The sequence below is a fragment of the Streptococcus parasanguinis genome (genome assembly GCF_040908565.1).
GTDB lineage: Bacteria > Bacillota > Bacilli > Lactobacillales > Streptococcaceae > Streptococcus > Streptococcus parasanguinis_AC.
This window is the reverse complement of sequence record NZ_JBDGEA010000015.1, coordinates 19,240-36,114: the sequence shown is the minus strand read 5'-3', so window position 1 is coordinate 36,114 and position 16,875 is coordinate 19,240. Positions and strand designations below refer to the sequence as shown.

Sequence of the window (16,875 nt, the reverse complement as noted above, 5' to 3'; positions counted from 1 at the left end):
TTTCATACTGAACTTTATTATACTAAAAAAAGAGTGAGGAAGGAATCCCTTCTTCACACTTAGTTTTCTTTATTTGGTTTGGTTCTACGATCCATTTGACTTTCAATATGCTCTTTCACCAAGGCAACCACCTCATCATTGGTTGGAAGGTCCGAGTGCTGGGCATCTTCCCCCGTCACTGTGATCTCCGTATAACTAGCAGCTTGGTTTTGGTAGATATATTTCCCAGCAGAAACACTGGCATCTGGGACTAACTCATCGGAATCATAGGTGATGGTTCCTGCTACTGAATACATATGAAGCGTATTGGGGATGGCTTTTTTTCCCTTGATAAAATCGGCTAACATCTCAGATTTATTTTGAATATTGGTTTCCGTGAAATTATAGGGAGTTCCGATGGTCATGAGGGTCTTTAGATCCACATCATAATCTTCTAGATAATTTTCGATAAAGGCTGTATAAATCAAGCCCCCGTTAGAATGACCCAAGCCCTTGAAATTATTAAAATTGTATTTTTCTTGAAGGGCTTCAAAGGCTTGATTGAATAGTTTAGCCTGCTTTTTAATATTGCTATAGCCATCTTTGTTGTTTTCAAAACCAACCACAATCACTGGTTCATTGTCCTTGGCATCAATACTACCGCTATAGGTGATTTGCCCATCATTCCATACCTTGACCTTGAGAAGACTGTGCTTGGTGCCTTGGCGGCCTTGGTTGAGCTTGGTCACCAAGCCATCAAAGCGGTTCTCTGTTGCTGAGCTTCCTGGAATCATGATGATGGGCGACAGTTTGGAATTATAAAATTTCTCGATTTTTGAAACATTGGTTCGAGTCCAGCTATAAGAAGGAATGGCTAAACCGATCAAGAAAAGACAGACCAAAGTGAGGACGATGGCTGTTTTTTTAGAGACTTTCATCGCTTTCTCCTTTCACTTTTAGATCTTTTCGAATACGATTTCCCATGCGGACAAATGGTAGATAAAGGAGCACGTCTATCGCAAAACAAAGTATACTCACAGCTAAGGCTCTCAGACTTCCTCCCGTTCCAATGAAAGCATAGAGAAGGCTAGGAGTCCCATCCGGCACTGGATAGACGGCTGCTGGCATAAGCTTAAAGCACAAAGCCACAGCAGCGATGGCCATATTGACCAAGGGGATCAATAAGAAGGGAATCACATATAGAAGATTGAACAGGACTGGAATCCCTACCATGAAGGGGGCACCGTTATTAAAGAGGCCTGGAAAAATACTGAGGAGACTGACCTTCTTGTCCTTTCGACTGTGGGAGACCAGTAAGATCGCTACCAAAAGTGCTAGGACAGCGCCAATTCCAGCTACCATGCCAAAACTCCGGTACAAATTGGTCAAGGTATAGAGATGAGGAATCCCCGTCGTTGTATGATGGGTCACAGCGTAATTCAGATTTTCTAAAGCAAAACTGTCATCCACAATTGAGTTTAGGGCAAAAGCCTGACTGTTGCCGACCCAAGCTGATAAGCCACTGGAGAGTCCCATGACAAAGGTGGACAGGAGATGATGACTGCTTTTAGTCAGAAAACTAAAGGATTGACCGATCATTTGAAAAATACGGTACTGATTGCCAATAAGGAGGAGAATATTCAGGCTAACCCCTAGAACCAAGGACAAGAAAATAGGACGCACAGTCTTGGGCTGATAAATAAAGTCTTTGTCCACAATCTGGTCGTCACTAGCCTTGGATAGTCGAAAGATCTGTCCGATTAGATAGCCTAAAACAATGGCTAAGAGGATATTGGTCGTCGCAGGTAAGTTAATTCGCGTCAGTTGCCCATCATTGAGTGGTCCCATCAACAATTCCTGAGACCCTACAATCAAGCTGACCAAAAGAGCAGTCACGCCGGCTGTCCCCGTACTTCTACCATAGTGCCCAGCTGTATATTTCCCAGCGAAGTAAGTTGCTAAAGGCCCTGCTAGACCTCCTAGAAAGTTGGAAAAATTAATAAGAACCTGGCTGATAGCTTGATCCCATGGCAACCAACTATCCATCGAAAAGAGCTGATGGATATAGCCTCGATCAGAAAAGACCGATAAGGCAATCACTCGAATGATTCCTGAAAATAAGAAAAAAGGAAATAAGGAAACCAGGGTTTTCTGGGATATTTGAATCAAACTTTTTTCTCGTAACCAGAAAAACTTCTGGACTAAATACTTGGTCATGGCGCCCCCTATTGGTGTGTTCACATTGCTTGCTTTCATCTTATTATATCATAGTGGTGAGCAATCCCTTTCATTTGGAGAAGCATCATCTTTTGAGAATACTTTTAAAATTTTCATAATTTTTGAAAAACTCTTTGACAGGGGTCTTCATTTCCTCTATACTATTTGTTAGCTAACAAAACGATGAATCAGGTTAACGTTGGTCCTGCTATACTCATAGCAATTGGATTTGACGGGAAATGAGATCGCTACGATGGATTTTCAGACCATTTTTACAGCATTATAGGAAGATTTAGGAGGAATCAGACGTCTATGTCACAAGAAAAAATTTCAGCCAAGGTCTTGTTCGCGATCTTTGCGACAGGGATCCTGTCCTTTTGCGGGGTGGCTGGAGAAACTGCCATGAACATCACCTTTCCAATATTGATGAAGGAATTTGAGATCAACACCGCAACAGTCCAGTGGGTTACCACCATCTATCTCCTAGTGGTTGCCTGTGTGGTCCCCTTATCTGCTTATCTCAAGCGTTCCTTTAAAATGAAGTCCATCTTTTTAGTTGGAAATCTCCTATCTATTTTAGGTGTTCTTATCGACTTCTTATCTCCAAGTTTTGGCTTTGTGGTTCTGGGTCGATTGGTCCAAGGAATGGGGGTTGGTTTTGCCCTTCCTCTGATGTTTAATATCATTTTAGAGCAGGTCCCAAAACGCAAGATCGGTCTCATGATGGGAGTGGGGACTCTGATTACAGCCATCGCTCCCGCTATTGGGCCTACTGTCGGGGGACTCTTAACCGCTAGCTTCGGCTGGCGGTCCATCTTTTTAGTTCAATTCCCGATCCTTCTGGCTTCGCTGGTTGCAGGACTTCGCTCCATTGAGCAAATCAGTAAAATCAAGCGAGAAACGCTTGATATCATGAGTCTTCTCGCCATTATTGCTTCATTTTTAGGGTTGATTCTAGGTATTCATGGCCTAGCGGATCATGCGTTCTTCAGTTTTTCTGTGCTTGGTTGGCTTGTGATCGGGTTCTTGGGACTCATTCTCTTAGTCTGGCGGTCTAATCGCATAGAGACTCCCATTATCAACCTTGCTATCTTAAAGAACCATCTCCTCACTGGCCATATTCTTGCCTTTTTCACTTTCCAATTAGGTTCTCTGGCCATGAGTTTTCTTCTTCCTAATTATGTCCAATTGGTCAACCACTCAAGCACGACGCTTGCAGCCTTGATGCTGCTTCCAGGAGCTATCATTGGAGCTGGCTTTGCTCCTTTCTCTGGTCTCATTTTAGATAAGTTGGGTGCCCGCAAACCGATTCTCCTTGGTGCTGCTTTCATCCTTCTGGCCCATTTTCACTTCACCCTCTTGGGCCTGAAGCTGACAAATGGCTTGATTCTTATCTTTTACATGATCTTCATGACCGGTATGGGACTGGCCTTTGGCAATATCATGACAAACGGACAGAAACAACTCTCTCTGGAAGAGCAACCCGATGCGAACGCAATCTTTAATACTTTGCAACAATTTGCAGGTGCTGTTGGAACAACTCTGGCTTCCTTGATCGTTGCCATGAGCCAAGCTAATCAAAAGATGGACTTCACCCAAGCCACTGCTAAAGGAAGTCGCAACGGTTTTATGGTCCTATTTACCTTAGGCATCTTCCAACTCCTTCTCTTATTTTGGGTTATCGGAAAAGAAAATGAAACGAACTAATTAATCTCATTAAAAGAGAGTGGGACAGAAATCGGTCATTCGTTAGAATTCGATTTCGTCGTCCCACCTCCGCACAGTTGAGTAGGGCTGTAAAAGCTGATGAAATCAGCATAGTAGAGCCCACTCAACCACTGCGTCTTGCTCGACAATCCAAAGATAATGGAGAGGCTAGGACTTTTGTCCCAGCCTCTTTTTGTTATCCTTTTCTTACCCTCGTTACAATGCCATCAGGATCCTCAAAAATTATGCACTTCTGCTAAATAAACCTTGATAGGATAGGTGTATGTCAAATTCTCTCTCCATTTTGCTTGTAATGTCAAATTTTACAACTAAAAGGTTCCATTAAATTGTCTAACTTTTATCATTTGAGTTAAAATCCTTGATTTCTTTCTGTATTTTATTTATAATCATTCTAAATAAGGAAAAGGAGACATTGTATGACTGAAATAAAACATGGAGTAGATGAATCATTTAGCGATCGCTTGAATATTTTGAGAGCTGCGGTTCTAGGGGCCAATGATGGAATCATTTCTATCGCTGGAGTGGTGATCGGGGTGGCCAGTGCCACGCATAACATCTGGATCATTTTCTTATCTGGCTTGTCTGCAATTCTGGCCGGTGCCTTTTCGATGGCGGGTGGTGAGTATGTTTCTGTTTCCACACAAAAAGACACGGAAGAAGCTGCTGTGAACCGCGAACAAGCCTTATTAGATCGTGATCCAAAGTTAGCTAGAGACTCTCTCTACCATGCTTATCTTGAAAATGGAGAATGTGAAACTTCAGCAAAAATTCTGACAGAGCGGGCCTTTCTGAAACACCCCCTCAAAGCCTTGGTCGAAGAGAAATACGGCATTGAATACGAAGAATTTACCAATCCTTGGCATGCAGCTGCATCTAGCTTCCTTGCTTTTTCTATTGGTTCCCTTCCTCCAATGCTCTCTATTATTCTCTTTCCAACTACCTATCGCATTCCGGTGACGGTCTTCGTTGTTGGACTATCCTTGATCTTCACTGGCTATACCAGTGCGAAACTGGGAAAAGCACCTACCAAGCCAGCCATGCTTCGCAATCTCATCATTGGCCTTCTCACCATGGGAGTAACCTATTTCTTTGGACAACTCTTTAGTATCTAAAAAAGCTGAGACTTTTTTCTCAGTTTTCAGAACGTAGACAAACCCTACCAGCAATAGAAACATTGCCATTTTGTAGGTTGGACACCATATAATGAAAACTCTTAGGAATGCTGATATAGCGCTATTCTTAAGAGTTTTTTACTTTCTCTATTTTTAAAAAAGACTGAAGAAAATTGTCCAAAACGGACTTTTTATTATGCTTCTAATAGAGCTTGTGCTTGTTTTTTCAATCCTGCGAGCGCTTCATCTGTCAAGACTAATTCACCTGTTCCCCAAGCTTCTGGGTTTACGGTTGTTCCAGTGAACTCTCCCACTACTTGAGTTCGAACGAATGGCAAGAGCGCTTGGTATGCCGCAAACATTGGTTCGTGTCCTGCATTAGCGACTGAAGAAACCGTTACGATCTTGTCTTGGAGGGCAGATGGACCACGAGTTTCTGACAGATCAAGGGCACGGCTAAGCCAGTCGATCAGGTTTTTCACTACACCTGGAATGGCAAAGTTGTAGACTGGTGAGAAGATCCATATGGCATCCGCAGCAAGGACCGCATCACGCGTTGCTTGCACAGCTGGCAAGGTTGGCGTTTCTAAATCTTGGTTAAACAAAGGGATGTCCTTGTAGTCCAAGTAAGTCACCGTTGCTTTTCCTTCAAGAAGGCTTTCTGCTTTCTGGGCCATTTGGTGGTTGAAGGATCCTTGACGAAGAGATCCGACGATAAATAAAATGTTTTCCATAGTTGCTTTCTCTTTCTATTGTAAGACTATTTGTTACAATTAATATTATACATATCTTAGATGTAATGTCAAGGATTACAACTTGGAATTTACTAAGCTTTATTAAATTCACTAAGCAAGGGCTAAAACAATTAAAAGGCTAGAACTTTTGTCCCAGCCTCCTCTCTTTTATACATGCTCCAGCCCTTTTCGTGTGTTTTCCTTAATGGTTTCGGCTGAATGGAGTAATTTTTCTTTTTCTTCTTCTGTCAAATGCAAGTCCAATCGTTCGATAATTCCTTTTCGACCTACAATCGCTGGATAGCCAAGATAGGTTCCATATTCTGGACGATAGTTAGAGACCGGCATTTCCTCGTGGCTATCATTGATCACAGCTTCTGCTAAGCGTTGGGCTGCTGCAGCAATCCCAAAGTTGGTATAGAATTTGCCAAAAAAGACAGTATGACCACCACGCAAGGACTCGTAGTTGATGGCATCCAGCTCTTCTTGAGAGAAGAGATCGGTAATAGCGTGTCCTTTGACACGGACCTGACTCCAAGCAACATATTGAGAATTTCCATGCTCCCCAAGGTTATAGCCTGATACACTAGCAGGAGAAACCTGCAAACGATCGGCGACTGCGCGCTTCATCCGAGCTGTATCCAGCAAGGTCCCTGTCCCAATCACCTGCTCTTTTGGAAGGCCGGTATATTGTTGATAGAGTTGAGTGACTGCATCGACCGGATTGGTCACTACCAATAAGACACCACTAAAGCCAGAAGCCTTCAAATCACGCGCTACTTGCACCACTTGCTTGCTAGTAAAAGGAAGCTCTGCAAAACGGTCATCAGTGTTATTAGCCTGCAACTCGATATTTCCAAGAGTCGACACCACGACATCCGCATCTTTTAAAGCCGCGTAGTCATTGACTGTGATATGAACTGGATACCCCGTATTGGCAACTGTATCACAGAAATCCAAGGCATCTGCCTTGACTTTTTTCTCATTGGTATCAATCAAGACCAAGTGATCACAGGTGTGTTTCAAAATCATGCTGTGGGCCAAGGTCGCACCCACATGCCCCAAACCAATAATACCAATTTTTCTTGTCATCAGAATCCTCTTTTCTAGTATCGATCACACTGTTGGTGAGGATCGCTCTTTATTGACTCTATTCTACCACAATCCTAGAAAGGCGGATTGAAAAAATGGCGAAATTTTCAAGTTTTTTCAAAAAAGAAAAGAGGCGGTGCCTCCGTTAACGACTCAGGAAAGAAGAGTCTCAATTTCTTCAATGGACAACCCCGTCATCTCTGAGATAAGTTCAGGCGACATTCCTCGTGAGATCATTTTGCGGATTAACTGCAGACGTTCTTCATTACGACCTTGTTCCAGGCCTTGTTCCAAGCCTTTTTCTAAGCCTTGTTCCAGACCACGTTCCAATCCTTGCTCCAAACCTTCTTCTCGCGCTTCATCAATCGCCGTCTCCATGGTCATATCATAATTTTCTTGAATACGAATCCGCTCGTCTATCATGGTCTTCTCCTCCTTGGTCCAGCTAGATGAATCTAATAATGAATCTGCGTGAGCAACGGCCTGACTGGGAGCTTTTGTAAAGGGAAGATTCCCAAAAAACTCCAACCATTGTCTGCCTGCATCTGTCAGATTCTCATCTTTATTATACTTGTCTAGCTCTAAAAAGGCAACCTGCAGAAGATTTTGATGCTTTCCATTTTTATAATAGGCCTTGAGTTGCTTGCCAGACCTACTATTGGTCAGCCAGTATTTGTTGATGGCGGCCTCTTCGTCTAGTAAGAGCGACTTCTCCAAAATCGCAATCCCATAGACGGGCTCCATCTGCTCGTACATCTTATGTGTCTGTCCTTGCTGGCGCAGTTTTTGCACATTCTCCACCAGTTGATTGGCCAAATAGTAATGGAACCGATTCAAGAAATACTGCTGCTTGCGAATCTGGATCTCGATGATCACCTCGGTTCCATCATGGAGCTTGGCTCTCACATCCACCGCAGTGGAGAACAAGTCATCCTCCTCATAGGCCATGCTGTGGGGCTGGCTTCCCTCCACAATCTGAGCGTCCGCCACATCCAGCTCTAAAATATCTCGAATAAATGCTGCCGTCACCTCTGGTAAACTAAAAATCTTCTTGGCCATGATGTCCAAGGTCGGCGATACATGCGCGTGTCTCTTTTGCATCCCTGCTCCTTTTCGATAAAAAATAGAGGGAAGGTCCCTCTACTTCTATAATTCGAAAAAAATTGGGAATATCGAAAGGAATATCCTTTCCCTGCTACTATCTCATCATACCCTAGCCCTTAAACTCCTCGACAAATTTCTTGAGTTCGGCATCGGCTTCTGGCGTTGTTCCATGCAGCTGGCTGAGCATGTCTAGAAGAGAGGCTGTCTGGGTTTCAATCGTCGCATTGGTTTTGTTGATCTTAGCCATGATGTCTGTCAGTGGCTCTACTTCTTCTTCCTCAAAGGTATCCACATAGCGTGGGATATTGAGGTTATAGTCATTCTCGACGATTTCCTCAAAGCTAGCCAGATGGGCGAACTTATCCATATCCTCTCTGCTCTTATAAGCCTTAAGGATCTTCTCGATATGGGCATCCGTCATGATGTTCTGGTTCTTGCCCTTATCAAATTCCTTAGAGGCATCAATAAAGTAAACGTCCCGATTGGTCCGGTTCTTTTTGAGAATGATGACCGTCGTTGGGATACTGGTATTGAAGAAGATATTGGCAGGAAGACCGATCACGGTATCAATAGCCCCTTCTTCCAGCAAGGCCTTGCGAATGATTCCTTCAGCATTGCCACGGAAAAGGACTCCGTGAGGAAGGACGATGGCCATCACACCATTGTCTTGTTTCAAGTGATAGTAACCATGCAAGAGAAAGGCGAAGTCAGCCTTAGACTGAGGCGCAAGCTTGCCAAATGGGGAGAAACGAGGATCTTGGAGGAAGCCGGAGCTTGCAGACCACTTAGCTGAGTAAGGTGGGTTCATAAGGACACCATCAAAGTTGGTCGGCTCTTGGGTCGGCCAGTCTTCATCCAGCGTATCAGCATTGTGCAAGAACTGGTTTTCCACCGGAACCCCGTGTAGGATCATGTTCATCCGAGCCAGGTTATAGGTTGAGGTATTAAGCTCCTGACCAAAGTACTGGACCGTTTGAGGCTGGTGAGAAAACTTCTTGGCATTGAGCAAGAGGGATCCTGATCCCATGGTGGCATCGTAGATGGTAAAGCCCTGCACGTCTTCACGCCCTAAAAAGGCAATCTGGGTCATGAGCTTGGCTACAGGCTGGGGCGTATAAAACTCTCCTGCTTTCTTACCAGAGTCAGTCGCAAACTGACCAATCAAGTACTCATAAGCATCCCCAAGCATATCACCCGCATGACCAGCCACATCTAGCACTGACAATTCTTTCATAACGGCAGCCACTAGCTGGTTTTGCTTTTGAGGTGTCGCTCCTAGCTTTTTGGAGTAGAGATCAATGTCCTCAAAGAGATTCTCATAGAGGTCATCACTTTGCTCGATGTCTCGGAAGCCCTGAGCTAGATCTTCTAGCTGGAAGGTGCCTTCATTGACCCGGTCCACCAAGGCCGTAAAGGTCAAGTCTGGCTTGATGACATAGTTGAGCTCATCTGTGATGACGGAGATCAAGTCCTCTTGAGAGTCTGGATCCTCATAGTAAGAACGGTAAAGCGCCAAGGCTTCATCCAGACTCTCTGTCTCCTCTTCCATGGTCTCCGCCACGAAGAAGAGCAACTTATCTGAGAGGTACTTGTAAAAGATCATCCCCAATAGATAGGACTTATAGTCATTGGCATCCATCTTAGAGCGGAGCACATCCGCTGAGTTCCACAGGGCTTGGTAGAGCGACTGGGAGGTTTGTGTTGTTTCCATAGTAATTCTTTCTGATTTCTTTTATACCTTTTCTTGTTCCAGTGGGACGACAGCAAGGGTCTTGCCCAGACTGGCTAAGACTTTCAAAACCGTGTCCAATTGAGGACTAGTCTTTCCTGTCTCCATCCGAGCGATGACCGGTTGACTGACCCCACTGAGTTCTTCTAGTTTCTTTTGGCTAATGCCCTTTTCATGCCGAGCCTCGATCAACTCTGTCATAATCGCGACCCGCAGATCACTTTCCAGGATTTCTTCCTTGGTGAAGAGCTCTGCTCTCACATCTTTCCAATTGCTGCCGATGGCACTATTTTTCATCTCTTAGCCCTCTTTCCTTCAAATCTTGCAACTCCCGCTTGGCTTTCTCGATCTCTCGTTTAGGTGTCTTTTTGACAAAATGATGCAGTAAGACAAAGCTTCCATCTAGCCAAGCCACGAATAAAATCCGATCCCTCAAGGGTCTCAACTCCCAAATCTCTGCATCCAAATGCTTGATGTAGGGTTGGCCAGCACGGGTCCCATGTTGGCTCAACAGTTCGATATAGTCATTGAGCTTGTTAAGTTTGATCCGGCTGTCCTTATTATCACGACGAGCTAGCTCTCTCATGTAGTCCAGGACCGGTTGATTCCCCTGGTTGTCCTTATAAAAATAAATAGCGTGCACAAAGCAACCCCTTTTCAAATTTATTATAACTCTAAAGTTATTAAAAGTAAATACTTTTAAGTTATTAAATACTAAGGAGCACCCTTTGAAAAAATCAAAGGGGCTCACTTATACTATTCGAAAAATGCTGTACTTAGGAATGCAGATAAAGGGAATTTTTGAAGGTTAGATAAACATATCTTGCAAGAGTTTTATTCTATTAAATTTTCTTTCTTTATTTCTTTAATAAATGTGTATCCATTTGATTTCATTTTACAAATTCTATCATTAATTTTTGAGATTACAGTATCATTGTAATCTACATATTCATGAGATGATAGATACCTTCTAGTCCAAATAATATATGTCTTATTTTCAGGAATTATATCATAACTACCGAATCCCATCCCATTGGAAACGATTGATTGTAGTATCCAAAATGATAAAAATTCTCTATCACTAAAACAATCTAGAGCTTCCCATATATAATGATCCCACTCTTCAAATTTACCAGATTTATCAACTGAACACAGATAAGTTATTAGGAAAAAATCTTTGCGTTTTAATTTTCTATAGTACTCAGTATTTAGTTCTAAATCTGTATAATATAGTCCTAAATCATGAAAACTAAGTATTCCATGCTTTTCAATGAAATATATTATTTCTGATTGGTCTAAACCTTTTTCCTTAAGTATTTCTTCCCAATTTTCAACAATTTTAGCTCTTGTTTCATCTGTTAGAGGAGATCTTTCATATATTGGTAAATAATCATCTAAAACACCTTGAACAATGTAATCCATTGCAGGACTATCATAATAATTTAGAGATTCAGATATAACTAGTTTTAATAATTGTTCTTTCTTTTGATCAGAAAAAGTTCTGAATTGATTTGCAAGATATTGATAAAAATCTGTTGAATTATCAGACATTCTTAACTCTCTTCTTAACTCTTTCGAATCATCTTTGAATAAAGTATCTAACTCCTCTTTAGTTCTATTTAACGGTTCTTCATAAAGTAAATATCCCTTTCTGTTTTTGGCAAAACATAAAGGATACTGTTTATTGTCTTTTTGTTGAATGTCAACAAAAGTTTCTTTAATCGTAAAACCAAAACTAATCAAATCAGCGAAATCAGCATGTTCCTCATTTGAAATTTTAATTTTTATGTTTTCTAAAAGCATATTATAGAATTCTGGATAGAAAAGATAAGCATAAATAATCCAAAGTTGTTGTTCAATTTGAACATGGCCCAATTTCCCTCTGGAGAAGAATTCTTGGTTCACATAATCATTAAAGCGAAATCTATCTCGTAAATTTCTATTGTCCGAACTAATTCTTTGCTTAAAATCATTTGATAAAACTAGGTTAAATTTATTTTCCAAAGTAATAAAGTACTCTTTCCAAATATTAGAAGAGTGCAACACAATTGGCAATTCAATTTGTCGATCAATAATCTTTGATAAATAATTATCATCTTTTAAATATACTCTTTGAATATCACCAACAAAAACAATAGGTAATTTGCCGTTAATTAAACTGAAAAGTTTGTAACTTTCTTCTTGTTGTTTCTCAGACATTCTATCAAAATCATCTATAATCAAGACTTTAGAAGATTTCGATTTGTTACTTAGTAAGAAACAGTATAGTTCATCTGATTTCTTCTTAAATACTTGCCATATTGCAACTATTAATGCAACTACTCCTCCTAGTTTTAAAAACAGAGGTTTTAAGTCACCAAAATAATCACCTAATCCTATATCAACAATATTAGTCATCAAAATTGAAACAGCGACTAATAAAACGACAAGTATTCTTATACACCAATAAATAAAAGGGTGCAGTTTTGAAAATGCTATCTCAATTGTTGTTCGGGTATCAGTTAATCTCCAAAAATCAACCGTAATAAATTTTTTTTGTGAATTTTTCTTGACCTCATTTAAAAATTCTGTCTTACCTGATCCCCAACTACCATTTAAAAAATATGTTCTTCTCTCACTAAGTAAATTAGAAAAATTTTTCGCTGCATTTGAGGTATCTATATGTTCTAATACTATGAATTTTTCGTCCATATTTTACTCCCTTGTTAAATGAACATATCTTGCAAGAGCTTTGTTTTGAGTATTTCGAGCTGCGAAATTTTTTCTTGGTAGGAAGTAATTAGGTTATCGAGATTTGCGAAATAAGAGCCGATGGCTTGTTGTTCTTCGCATATTGGTATATACAACTCATATTCCCCATATTCCTTACCATTAACTCCTGGTTGCCCCGATCTTTGAGAAGTTACTTTTACATACTGTGTGAATCTATCAGTCAATGTATTTTGAAAAATAAATTTTGAATCAAATTTTTCTTTTATTCGAGCACGAATCAAGAAACCGGCAAAATAAACTTTGCCATCTTTTATGTCATAAAGATATGTTTTCCCAACACTTGCACCAGTACGAGCAAATAATATATCTTTCTCGCACAATAGATAGTTGTCGCATTCACTTACGTTAATGTCTGGAGAGGTTATACTATCTTCTTTAAATTTACGAGAAACATCATCAATATCAGTTATACGAATATATTTATTTTCTCCATCAAATTCCTTAGCTGAGGCATTTAATCCGTATTCAATACTCTCAGTTACATCTTTCAGCTTCACTTTTTCCCACTCACCTTCAAATCCATTTAATCGAATCTCAGGTACCGTCTGTCCAGCTTTGGGAAACATCTTGGAGAGCATAGTTGTCTTTAGGGATTGGTGGTTAGCGAGATTGTCCTTGTAGCTAGCCAGAAGGTCGTCGAGAATGCGGAAAAGGGAGCCAATGGTGGATTGTTCATCTTGGCTAGGTAAAGATAATTCAATACTTTTAACTATTGCAGCAGAAAGATTCCCTTGCCCACCTTGTAGATATTTTTCCAGAATATTTTCTTTCTCTTTTTTTAGATAATTCATAATAAACTCAGAAGAATATCCTGAATTTGGTTTAATAGCAAGTATAGCCTGATTGATGGCACCATTTATCTGACTTATTGCTACCTCTCCACTTGTTGCACCATATAGTGCATATAAAATATCACCTTTTTCTACCATTTTTGCTGAAGAGTTTTTCAAAGCTTCATCACTTATAAATAATTCTGTTTGCTTTGTTTTAATTTCTCCAGAACGAATAAAAGGAATGTTCCCCTCATAATAAGTCTTATTACTTGATTTTGGAGTCCCTCCTGAAAAACTAGTCGTTATATCTCCTATTGTTTTTTTTTCAAGAGAATTATCATATCCCTTAAATCTAATTTTTGGATTATTATGTTGATTCATTTAAAATCTCCACTAAAATACATCTAACAAAACCATGGCATAAAATGAGGAATAACCCCGTTCTTATATAGAGTAACCTTTTCTTTACAATATTTGTAAAGTTTTTGGTTTCTATTATCTTTTAAATGGGATAATAATGATTCTAAATCGACAAAATTTTCCTCTTCAAAAAAGAACATCGGCGGTAATAAAGCATCTTTGCTTTTACCACATGCAAACATTTCCAATGCTAAAAAACCATCAGAATACCCTCGATCATAATATGCTCGTAAATGTTCATTTTCATTCATCCTTTGGTTATATAAAAGTAAATAGCTACGAACAACTTTATGAATATTTTGTGGCATTAACATTCTTCCTGACTTTTTATCGGCATAACACCTCTGAAAAGCATGAATTAGGCCATCTTGATAAGCAATAGTTAATAAAAGTTCGGGATATTCTTGTAAAATTTTATGAAATTTTTTATCATCCATCCACTTAACATGCTCATTTACCAAAGTATCATTTGCATATTCAGTAAATTGGTATAACTCACTATCAAAAATTATTTTTCTTTTAATAAGTTCCTTTTTTAAAGAATTTACAAAATACGTCCCATCAGTAATTATTGGAATTATATTTTCGGGGTGATTATCTAACCACTTTTCATCAATTGTAACTAAATAAAATTGATTAGCAAACTGTCCCAAATCATCTGAAAGAATTTCAATAATTTTATTCAAATCTTCATCACCAAAAGAAAAACCTATAAACACCACTGTCTTTGTAGATAAAATTGTTTTTAATCTGTCACCAATAGGCTTTGTTGATAATTTTAAATAACAATTTTCATAATCTGCATCGGTAGCAATAATTGATCCTAAATTCTTAATAGAGCCATGAATTTTAAATACTCTTTTTTCAAACGTATCCCACAGAGCAACGTCCTCATTGTAAATAATTGGGAACATGTCACAATTATCCTCAAAAAGACAATCCCAATTAGTCGTTATCACTGTTTCAATTTGAGGAATTTGTGAAACTTCAGTATGGAACTCAGATGCTATTCTGTACAATTCAGGAAAATTCTCAATCATCTGAAATCTCTTATTTATTTTTTGAAATAATTTTTTCCGACCATTATAAACATTACTACAGTATAGGCTCATAAGTGATGAAAAAGATAAATCAGCTCTCACATTAACCTTATTATCTTTTTTTAATTCTTCAAACACATCTGTATAAAAAGTGTAAGGCATGACTTTTTTAGATTCTGTGCTAATACCTGCCCCACAAAATAGCACCAAATTTTTATTAATAACAGCTTGAATAATATCTTCAGGTAAAAGAAAATCTTTATTATTCAAACATTGAAAGCAACCTTCTATATTTTCTCCACTAACATGTGCCATAATTATAATCCACTCTCAATCAACTTAATTTTTTATATAAAATCCATCGTAATTAATTATCTTGTAAATAATAGAATTAATTCTATCAATTTCATCATCCACTATTTTCATTAAATTCTTAAAATTTATTTTAGTTTCATACTCAACCATATCTATAAAGTAACTACTAGAATTTAAAAAAACTAGTTCGGGAAATGCTTGAATCTTGTAATGAAATATATTATTTCTTAAGCTACAATTATTTGAAAAAAACTTGTTTTTAACTGTAAAAATTTGCTTGAAATCATCCTCATATTCTTTTTTTAAATATTCACTATATTTATTATGTACTTTTATCAGATAATTAACACTTACAAGATAAGTTTGAATTTTTGATCTATAAAATAGAATACCTTTAGAATTAAATACTTCTGATAATACACTAGTTATAAAATTATTCTGACATAATACATTGAAAAGCTGTAATTGAACCTCCATAGGAAGATTTCCTTGCAAAATATTTCTACGTTTCTCATCAATAAGAAAATAATCTTTATGGCTCATGTTATTACTGTCTATTTTAATTTTAGAACCTTTAGAAATAGAATTTGATTTATTAAACAGTTTTATTATATATTCAACAATAAATCCAATATGTTTAGAATACTCAAAAATAACCTGTTCTATTTCTAATAACCATGTTTTAAAAGATACATTTTCCTCAAACTTTATAAAATCTTCAAAATAAAGAAACTGTTGACTGGTATTTCCAAAAGGAATATTATTTATACTAAAAACTCCAAAGTCGCATTGCCCAAACATATAAACAAAAAGTTTTTGTAAAGCATTATAATCTGTTTGAAGTATGGCTTTAAATTCTCGCGAATTTTTTTTAAGTAGTTTACCAGCCTTTGATAATTTTTTATCAGAGTATAATTTTAATCCAATTCTTGAACTTTTTAGTAATTCCTCAAAATTATAATCCCCTATTTTAAAGACATCCATTTTTACATCTTCTTCTTTAAATATTTCAAGCCATCCTAAACAAACAGATGAGATAATTGGAATTAAAGCAATATATATTTCATTATCGCTAACTTCATCTTTGGAATTATAAATCAATTCTAAAATTTGTCTTAATTCTATAGTTTCCTCTAGCAAAATTGATTTGGATACTTCATGTAGACATTTTTGTTTCATTATTTAGCCATTCTAATACTATTTTATCTCACATATTGTCATTTTATATATTTACAAAGTATAAATAACAAAATTAGAAATCATCTTCAATATTTTTGGATTATATTTTTAGTACTTTTTTGCAATAAACGTCAAAATTATCGTTTATAATTTCACCTAAAATCATTGTTAAATCAATTGATCGATTTTCAATTTCAGATTTCTCAAAATTTTCTGTTCTAAAAACTTCGTTAATGTAAAACTTTGACTCAACTTTATCAAGTAATACTTTCTTTTTTTCTACAAAAGTTTCATTTGAGATTTTTACATTTGTATCCCTGTGCAATAAAGTTAAATTTCCTAATTTATTCTTGTAACAATCTCCATTCTCAAAATCACTTTGAGGTATAATATGTTCCAACTGCCAAATCAATTTACCTTTATGATCTAATTCTGTAAAATCTACTGATATCCCTTTATTTTTATATTTCTCAATACTAATAAGCAGAAAACGAGTGAAATGAACATTGGTTCTTCTATAATAATCAATTCGATCTCTCTGTTCATCCTCAACAAATTTCTGAATTACTTTTTTATAGTCATTCAATTTAAAGTAATGGTGCTTCTTTTCCTGTTCTTTAAAATATTTTAGAAATCCATTACCAAAAACTGTTTCAAAACTATCTAATAATTTATCCACAA

15 protein-coding genes are annotated in these 16,875 nt (G+C 37.9%); 2 read left to right on the top strand and 13 right to left on the bottom strand.

Annotated features, from left to right (window positions below; genetic code table 11):
• Window positions 1–59: 59 nt before the first annotated feature.
• Both AB5Y61_RS07995 and AB5Y61_RS07990 read right to left on the bottom strand, forming a co-directional pair.
• Window positions 60–917, bottom strand: a complete 858-nt coding sequence (locus AB5Y61_RS07995) for an alpha/beta hydrolase (protein WP_368403786.1) — start codon at window positions 915–917, stop codon at window positions 60–62.
• Window positions 904–2,196: a PTS transporter subunit EIIC gene (locus AB5Y61_RS07990; RefSeq protein ID WP_368403785.1), complete on the bottom strand. Its 1,293-nt coding sequence runs from the start codon at window positions 2,194–2,196 to the stop codon at window positions 904–906. The genes AB5Y61_RS07995 and AB5Y61_RS07990 overlap by 14 nt, the downstream gene beginning before the upstream one ends.
• A 312-nt stretch (window positions 2,197–2,508) precedes the next feature.
• Between AB5Y61_RS07990 and AB5Y61_RS07985 the strand changes: the two genes are divergently transcribed.
• Window positions 2,509–3,903 (top strand): MFS transporter, encoded by a 1,395-nt coding sequence (locus AB5Y61_RS07985; RefSeq protein ID WP_368403784.1) that lies wholly within the window; start codon window positions 2,509–2,511, stop codon window positions 3,901–3,903.
• A gap of 437 nt (window positions 3,904–4,340) precedes the next feature.
• The gene (locus tag AB5Y61_RS07980) at window positions 4,341–5,036 is read left to right on the top strand and encodes a VIT family protein (protein WP_368403783.1); all 696 of its coding nucleotides are present in this window, start codon (window positions 4,341–4,343) and stop codon (window positions 5,034–5,036) included.
• A gap of 194 nt (window positions 5,037–5,230) precedes the next feature.
• Here the strand turns inward: AB5Y61_RS07980 and AB5Y61_RS07975 are convergent, their stop codons facing one another.
• The 11 genes from AB5Y61_RS07975 to AB5Y61_RS07925 all read right to left on the bottom strand — a co-directional run bounded on the left by AB5Y61_RS07975 (window position 5,231) and on the right by AB5Y61_RS07925 (window position 16,873).
• Window positions 5,231–5,770 (bottom strand): NADPH-dependent FMN reductase, encoded by a 540-nt coding sequence (locus AB5Y61_RS07975; RefSeq protein ID WP_368403782.1) that lies wholly within the window; start codon window positions 5,768–5,770, stop codon window positions 5,231–5,233.
• 168 nt (window positions 5,771–5,938) lie between these two features.
• Window positions 5,939–6,862 carry an L-lactate dehydrogenase gene (locus AB5Y61_RS07970; RefSeq protein WP_368403781.1) on the bottom strand — a complete coding sequence of 308 codons (924 nt, stop codon included), beginning with the start codon at window positions 6,860–6,862 and terminating at the stop codon, window positions 5,939–5,941.
• Between the two features lie 153 nt (window positions 6,863–7,015).
• A complete protein-coding gene (locus tag AB5Y61_RS07965; protein ID WP_368403780.1) occupies window positions 7,016–7,963 on the bottom strand; it encodes an Rpn family recombination-promoting nuclease/putative transposase in 948 nt (315 codons plus the stop codon).
• 112 nt (window positions 7,964–8,075) lie between these two features.
• Window positions 8,076–9,677 carry a type I restriction-modification system subunit M gene (locus AB5Y61_RS07960; RefSeq protein ID WP_368403779.1) on the bottom strand — a complete coding sequence of 534 codons (1,602 nt, stop codon included), beginning with the start codon at window positions 9,675–9,677 and terminating at the stop codon, window positions 8,076–8,078.
• A gap of 21 nt (window positions 9,678–9,698) precedes the next feature.
• Window positions 9,699–9,992, bottom strand: a complete 294-nt coding sequence (locus tag AB5Y61_RS07955; protein WP_021144391.1) for a helix-turn-helix domain-containing protein — start codon at window positions 9,990–9,992, stop codon at window positions 9,699–9,701.
• Window positions 9,982–10,338 carry a type II toxin-antitoxin system RelE/ParE family toxin gene (locus AB5Y61_RS07950; RefSeq protein ID WP_368403778.1) on the bottom strand — a complete coding sequence of 119 codons (357 nt, stop codon included), beginning with the start codon at window positions 10,336–10,338 and terminating at the stop codon, window positions 9,982–9,984. The genes AB5Y61_RS07955 and AB5Y61_RS07950 overlap by 11 nt, the downstream gene beginning before the upstream one ends.
• Window positions 10,339–10,529: 191 nt before the next feature.
• Entirely contained in the window at window positions 10,530–12,386 is a 1,857-nt protein-coding gene (locus AB5Y61_RS07945; protein WP_368403777.1) for a P-loop NTPase fold protein, read from the bottom strand.
• Between the two features lie 14 nt (window positions 12,387–12,400).
• The gene (locus AB5Y61_RS07940; protein WP_368403776.1) at window positions 12,401–13,621 is read right to left on the bottom strand and encodes a restriction endonuclease subunit S; all 1,221 of its coding nucleotides are present in this window, start codon (window positions 13,619–13,621) and stop codon (window positions 12,401–12,403) included.
• A gap of 23 nt (window positions 13,622–13,644) precedes the next feature.
• A complete protein-coding gene (locus tag AB5Y61_RS07935) occupies window positions 13,645–15,015 on the bottom strand; it encodes an SIR2 family protein (protein WP_368403775.1) in 1,371 nt (456 codons plus the stop codon).
• Between the two features lie 24 nt (window positions 15,016–15,039).
• Entirely contained in the window at window positions 15,040–16,194 is a 1,155-nt protein-coding gene (locus tag AB5Y61_RS07930; protein WP_368403774.1) for a hypothetical protein, read from the bottom strand.
• A gap of 100 nt (window positions 16,195–16,294) precedes the next feature.
• The gene (locus AB5Y61_RS07925; RefSeq protein ID WP_368403773.1) at window positions 16,295–16,873 is read right to left on the bottom strand and encodes an HNH endonuclease family protein; all 579 of its coding nucleotides are present in this window, start codon (window positions 16,871–16,873) and stop codon (window positions 16,295–16,297) included.
• Window positions 16,874–16,875: the final 2 nt, after the last annotated feature.

Excerpts from the sequence above, each read along its gene's own strand:
- AB5Y61_RS07975 (WP_368403782.1), bottom strand. The coding sequence starts at position 5,770 with ATGGAAAACATTTTATTTATCGTCGGATCTCTTCGTCAAGGATCCTTC.
- AB5Y61_RS07985 (WP_368403784.1), top strand. The coding sequence starts at position 2,509 with ATGTCACAAGAAAAAATTTCAGCCAAGGTCTTGTTCGCGATCTTTGCG.
- AB5Y61_RS07980 (WP_368403783.1), top strand. The coding sequence starts at position 4,341 with ATGACTGAAATAAAACATGGAGTAGATGAATCATTTAGCGATCGCTTG.
- AB5Y61_RS07945 (WP_368403777.1), bottom strand. The coding sequence starts at position 12,386 with ATGGACGAAAAATTCATAGTATTAGAACATATAGATACCTCAAATGCA.
- AB5Y61_RS07960 (WP_368403779.1), bottom strand. The coding sequence starts at position 9,677 with ATGGAAACAACACAAACCTCCCAGTCGCTCTACCAAGCCCTGTGGAAC.
- AB5Y61_RS07955 (WP_021144391.1), bottom strand. The coding sequence starts at position 9,992 with ATGAAAAATAGTGCCATCGGCAGCAATTGGAAAGATGTGAGAGCAGAG.
- AB5Y61_RS07935 (WP_368403775.1), bottom strand. The coding sequence starts at position 15,015 with ATGGCACATGTTAGTGGAGAAAATATAGAAGGTTGCTTTCAATGTTTG.
- AB5Y61_RS07965 (WP_368403780.1), bottom strand. The coding sequence starts at position 7,963 with ATGCAAAAGAGACACGCGCATGTATCGCCGACCTTGGACATCATGGCC.
- AB5Y61_RS07970 (WP_368403781.1), bottom strand. The coding sequence starts at position 6,862 with ATGACAAGAAAAATTGGTATTATTGGTTTGGGGCATGTGGGTGCGACC.
- AB5Y61_RS07990 (WP_368403785.1), bottom strand. The coding sequence starts at position 2,196 with ATGACCAAGTATTTAGTCCAGAAGTTTTTCTGGTTACGAGAAAAAAGT.
- AB5Y61_RS07940 (WP_368403776.1), bottom strand. The coding sequence starts at position 13,621 with ATGAATCAACATAATAATCCAAAAATTAGATTTAAGGGATATGATAAT.
- AB5Y61_RS07930 (WP_368403774.1), bottom strand. The coding sequence starts at position 16,194 with ATGAAACAAAAATGTCTACATGAAGTATCCAAATCAATTTTGCTAGAG.
- AB5Y61_RS07995 (WP_368403786.1), bottom strand. The coding sequence starts at position 917 with ATGAAAGTCTCTAAAAAAACAGCCATCGTCCTCACTTTGGTCTGTCTT.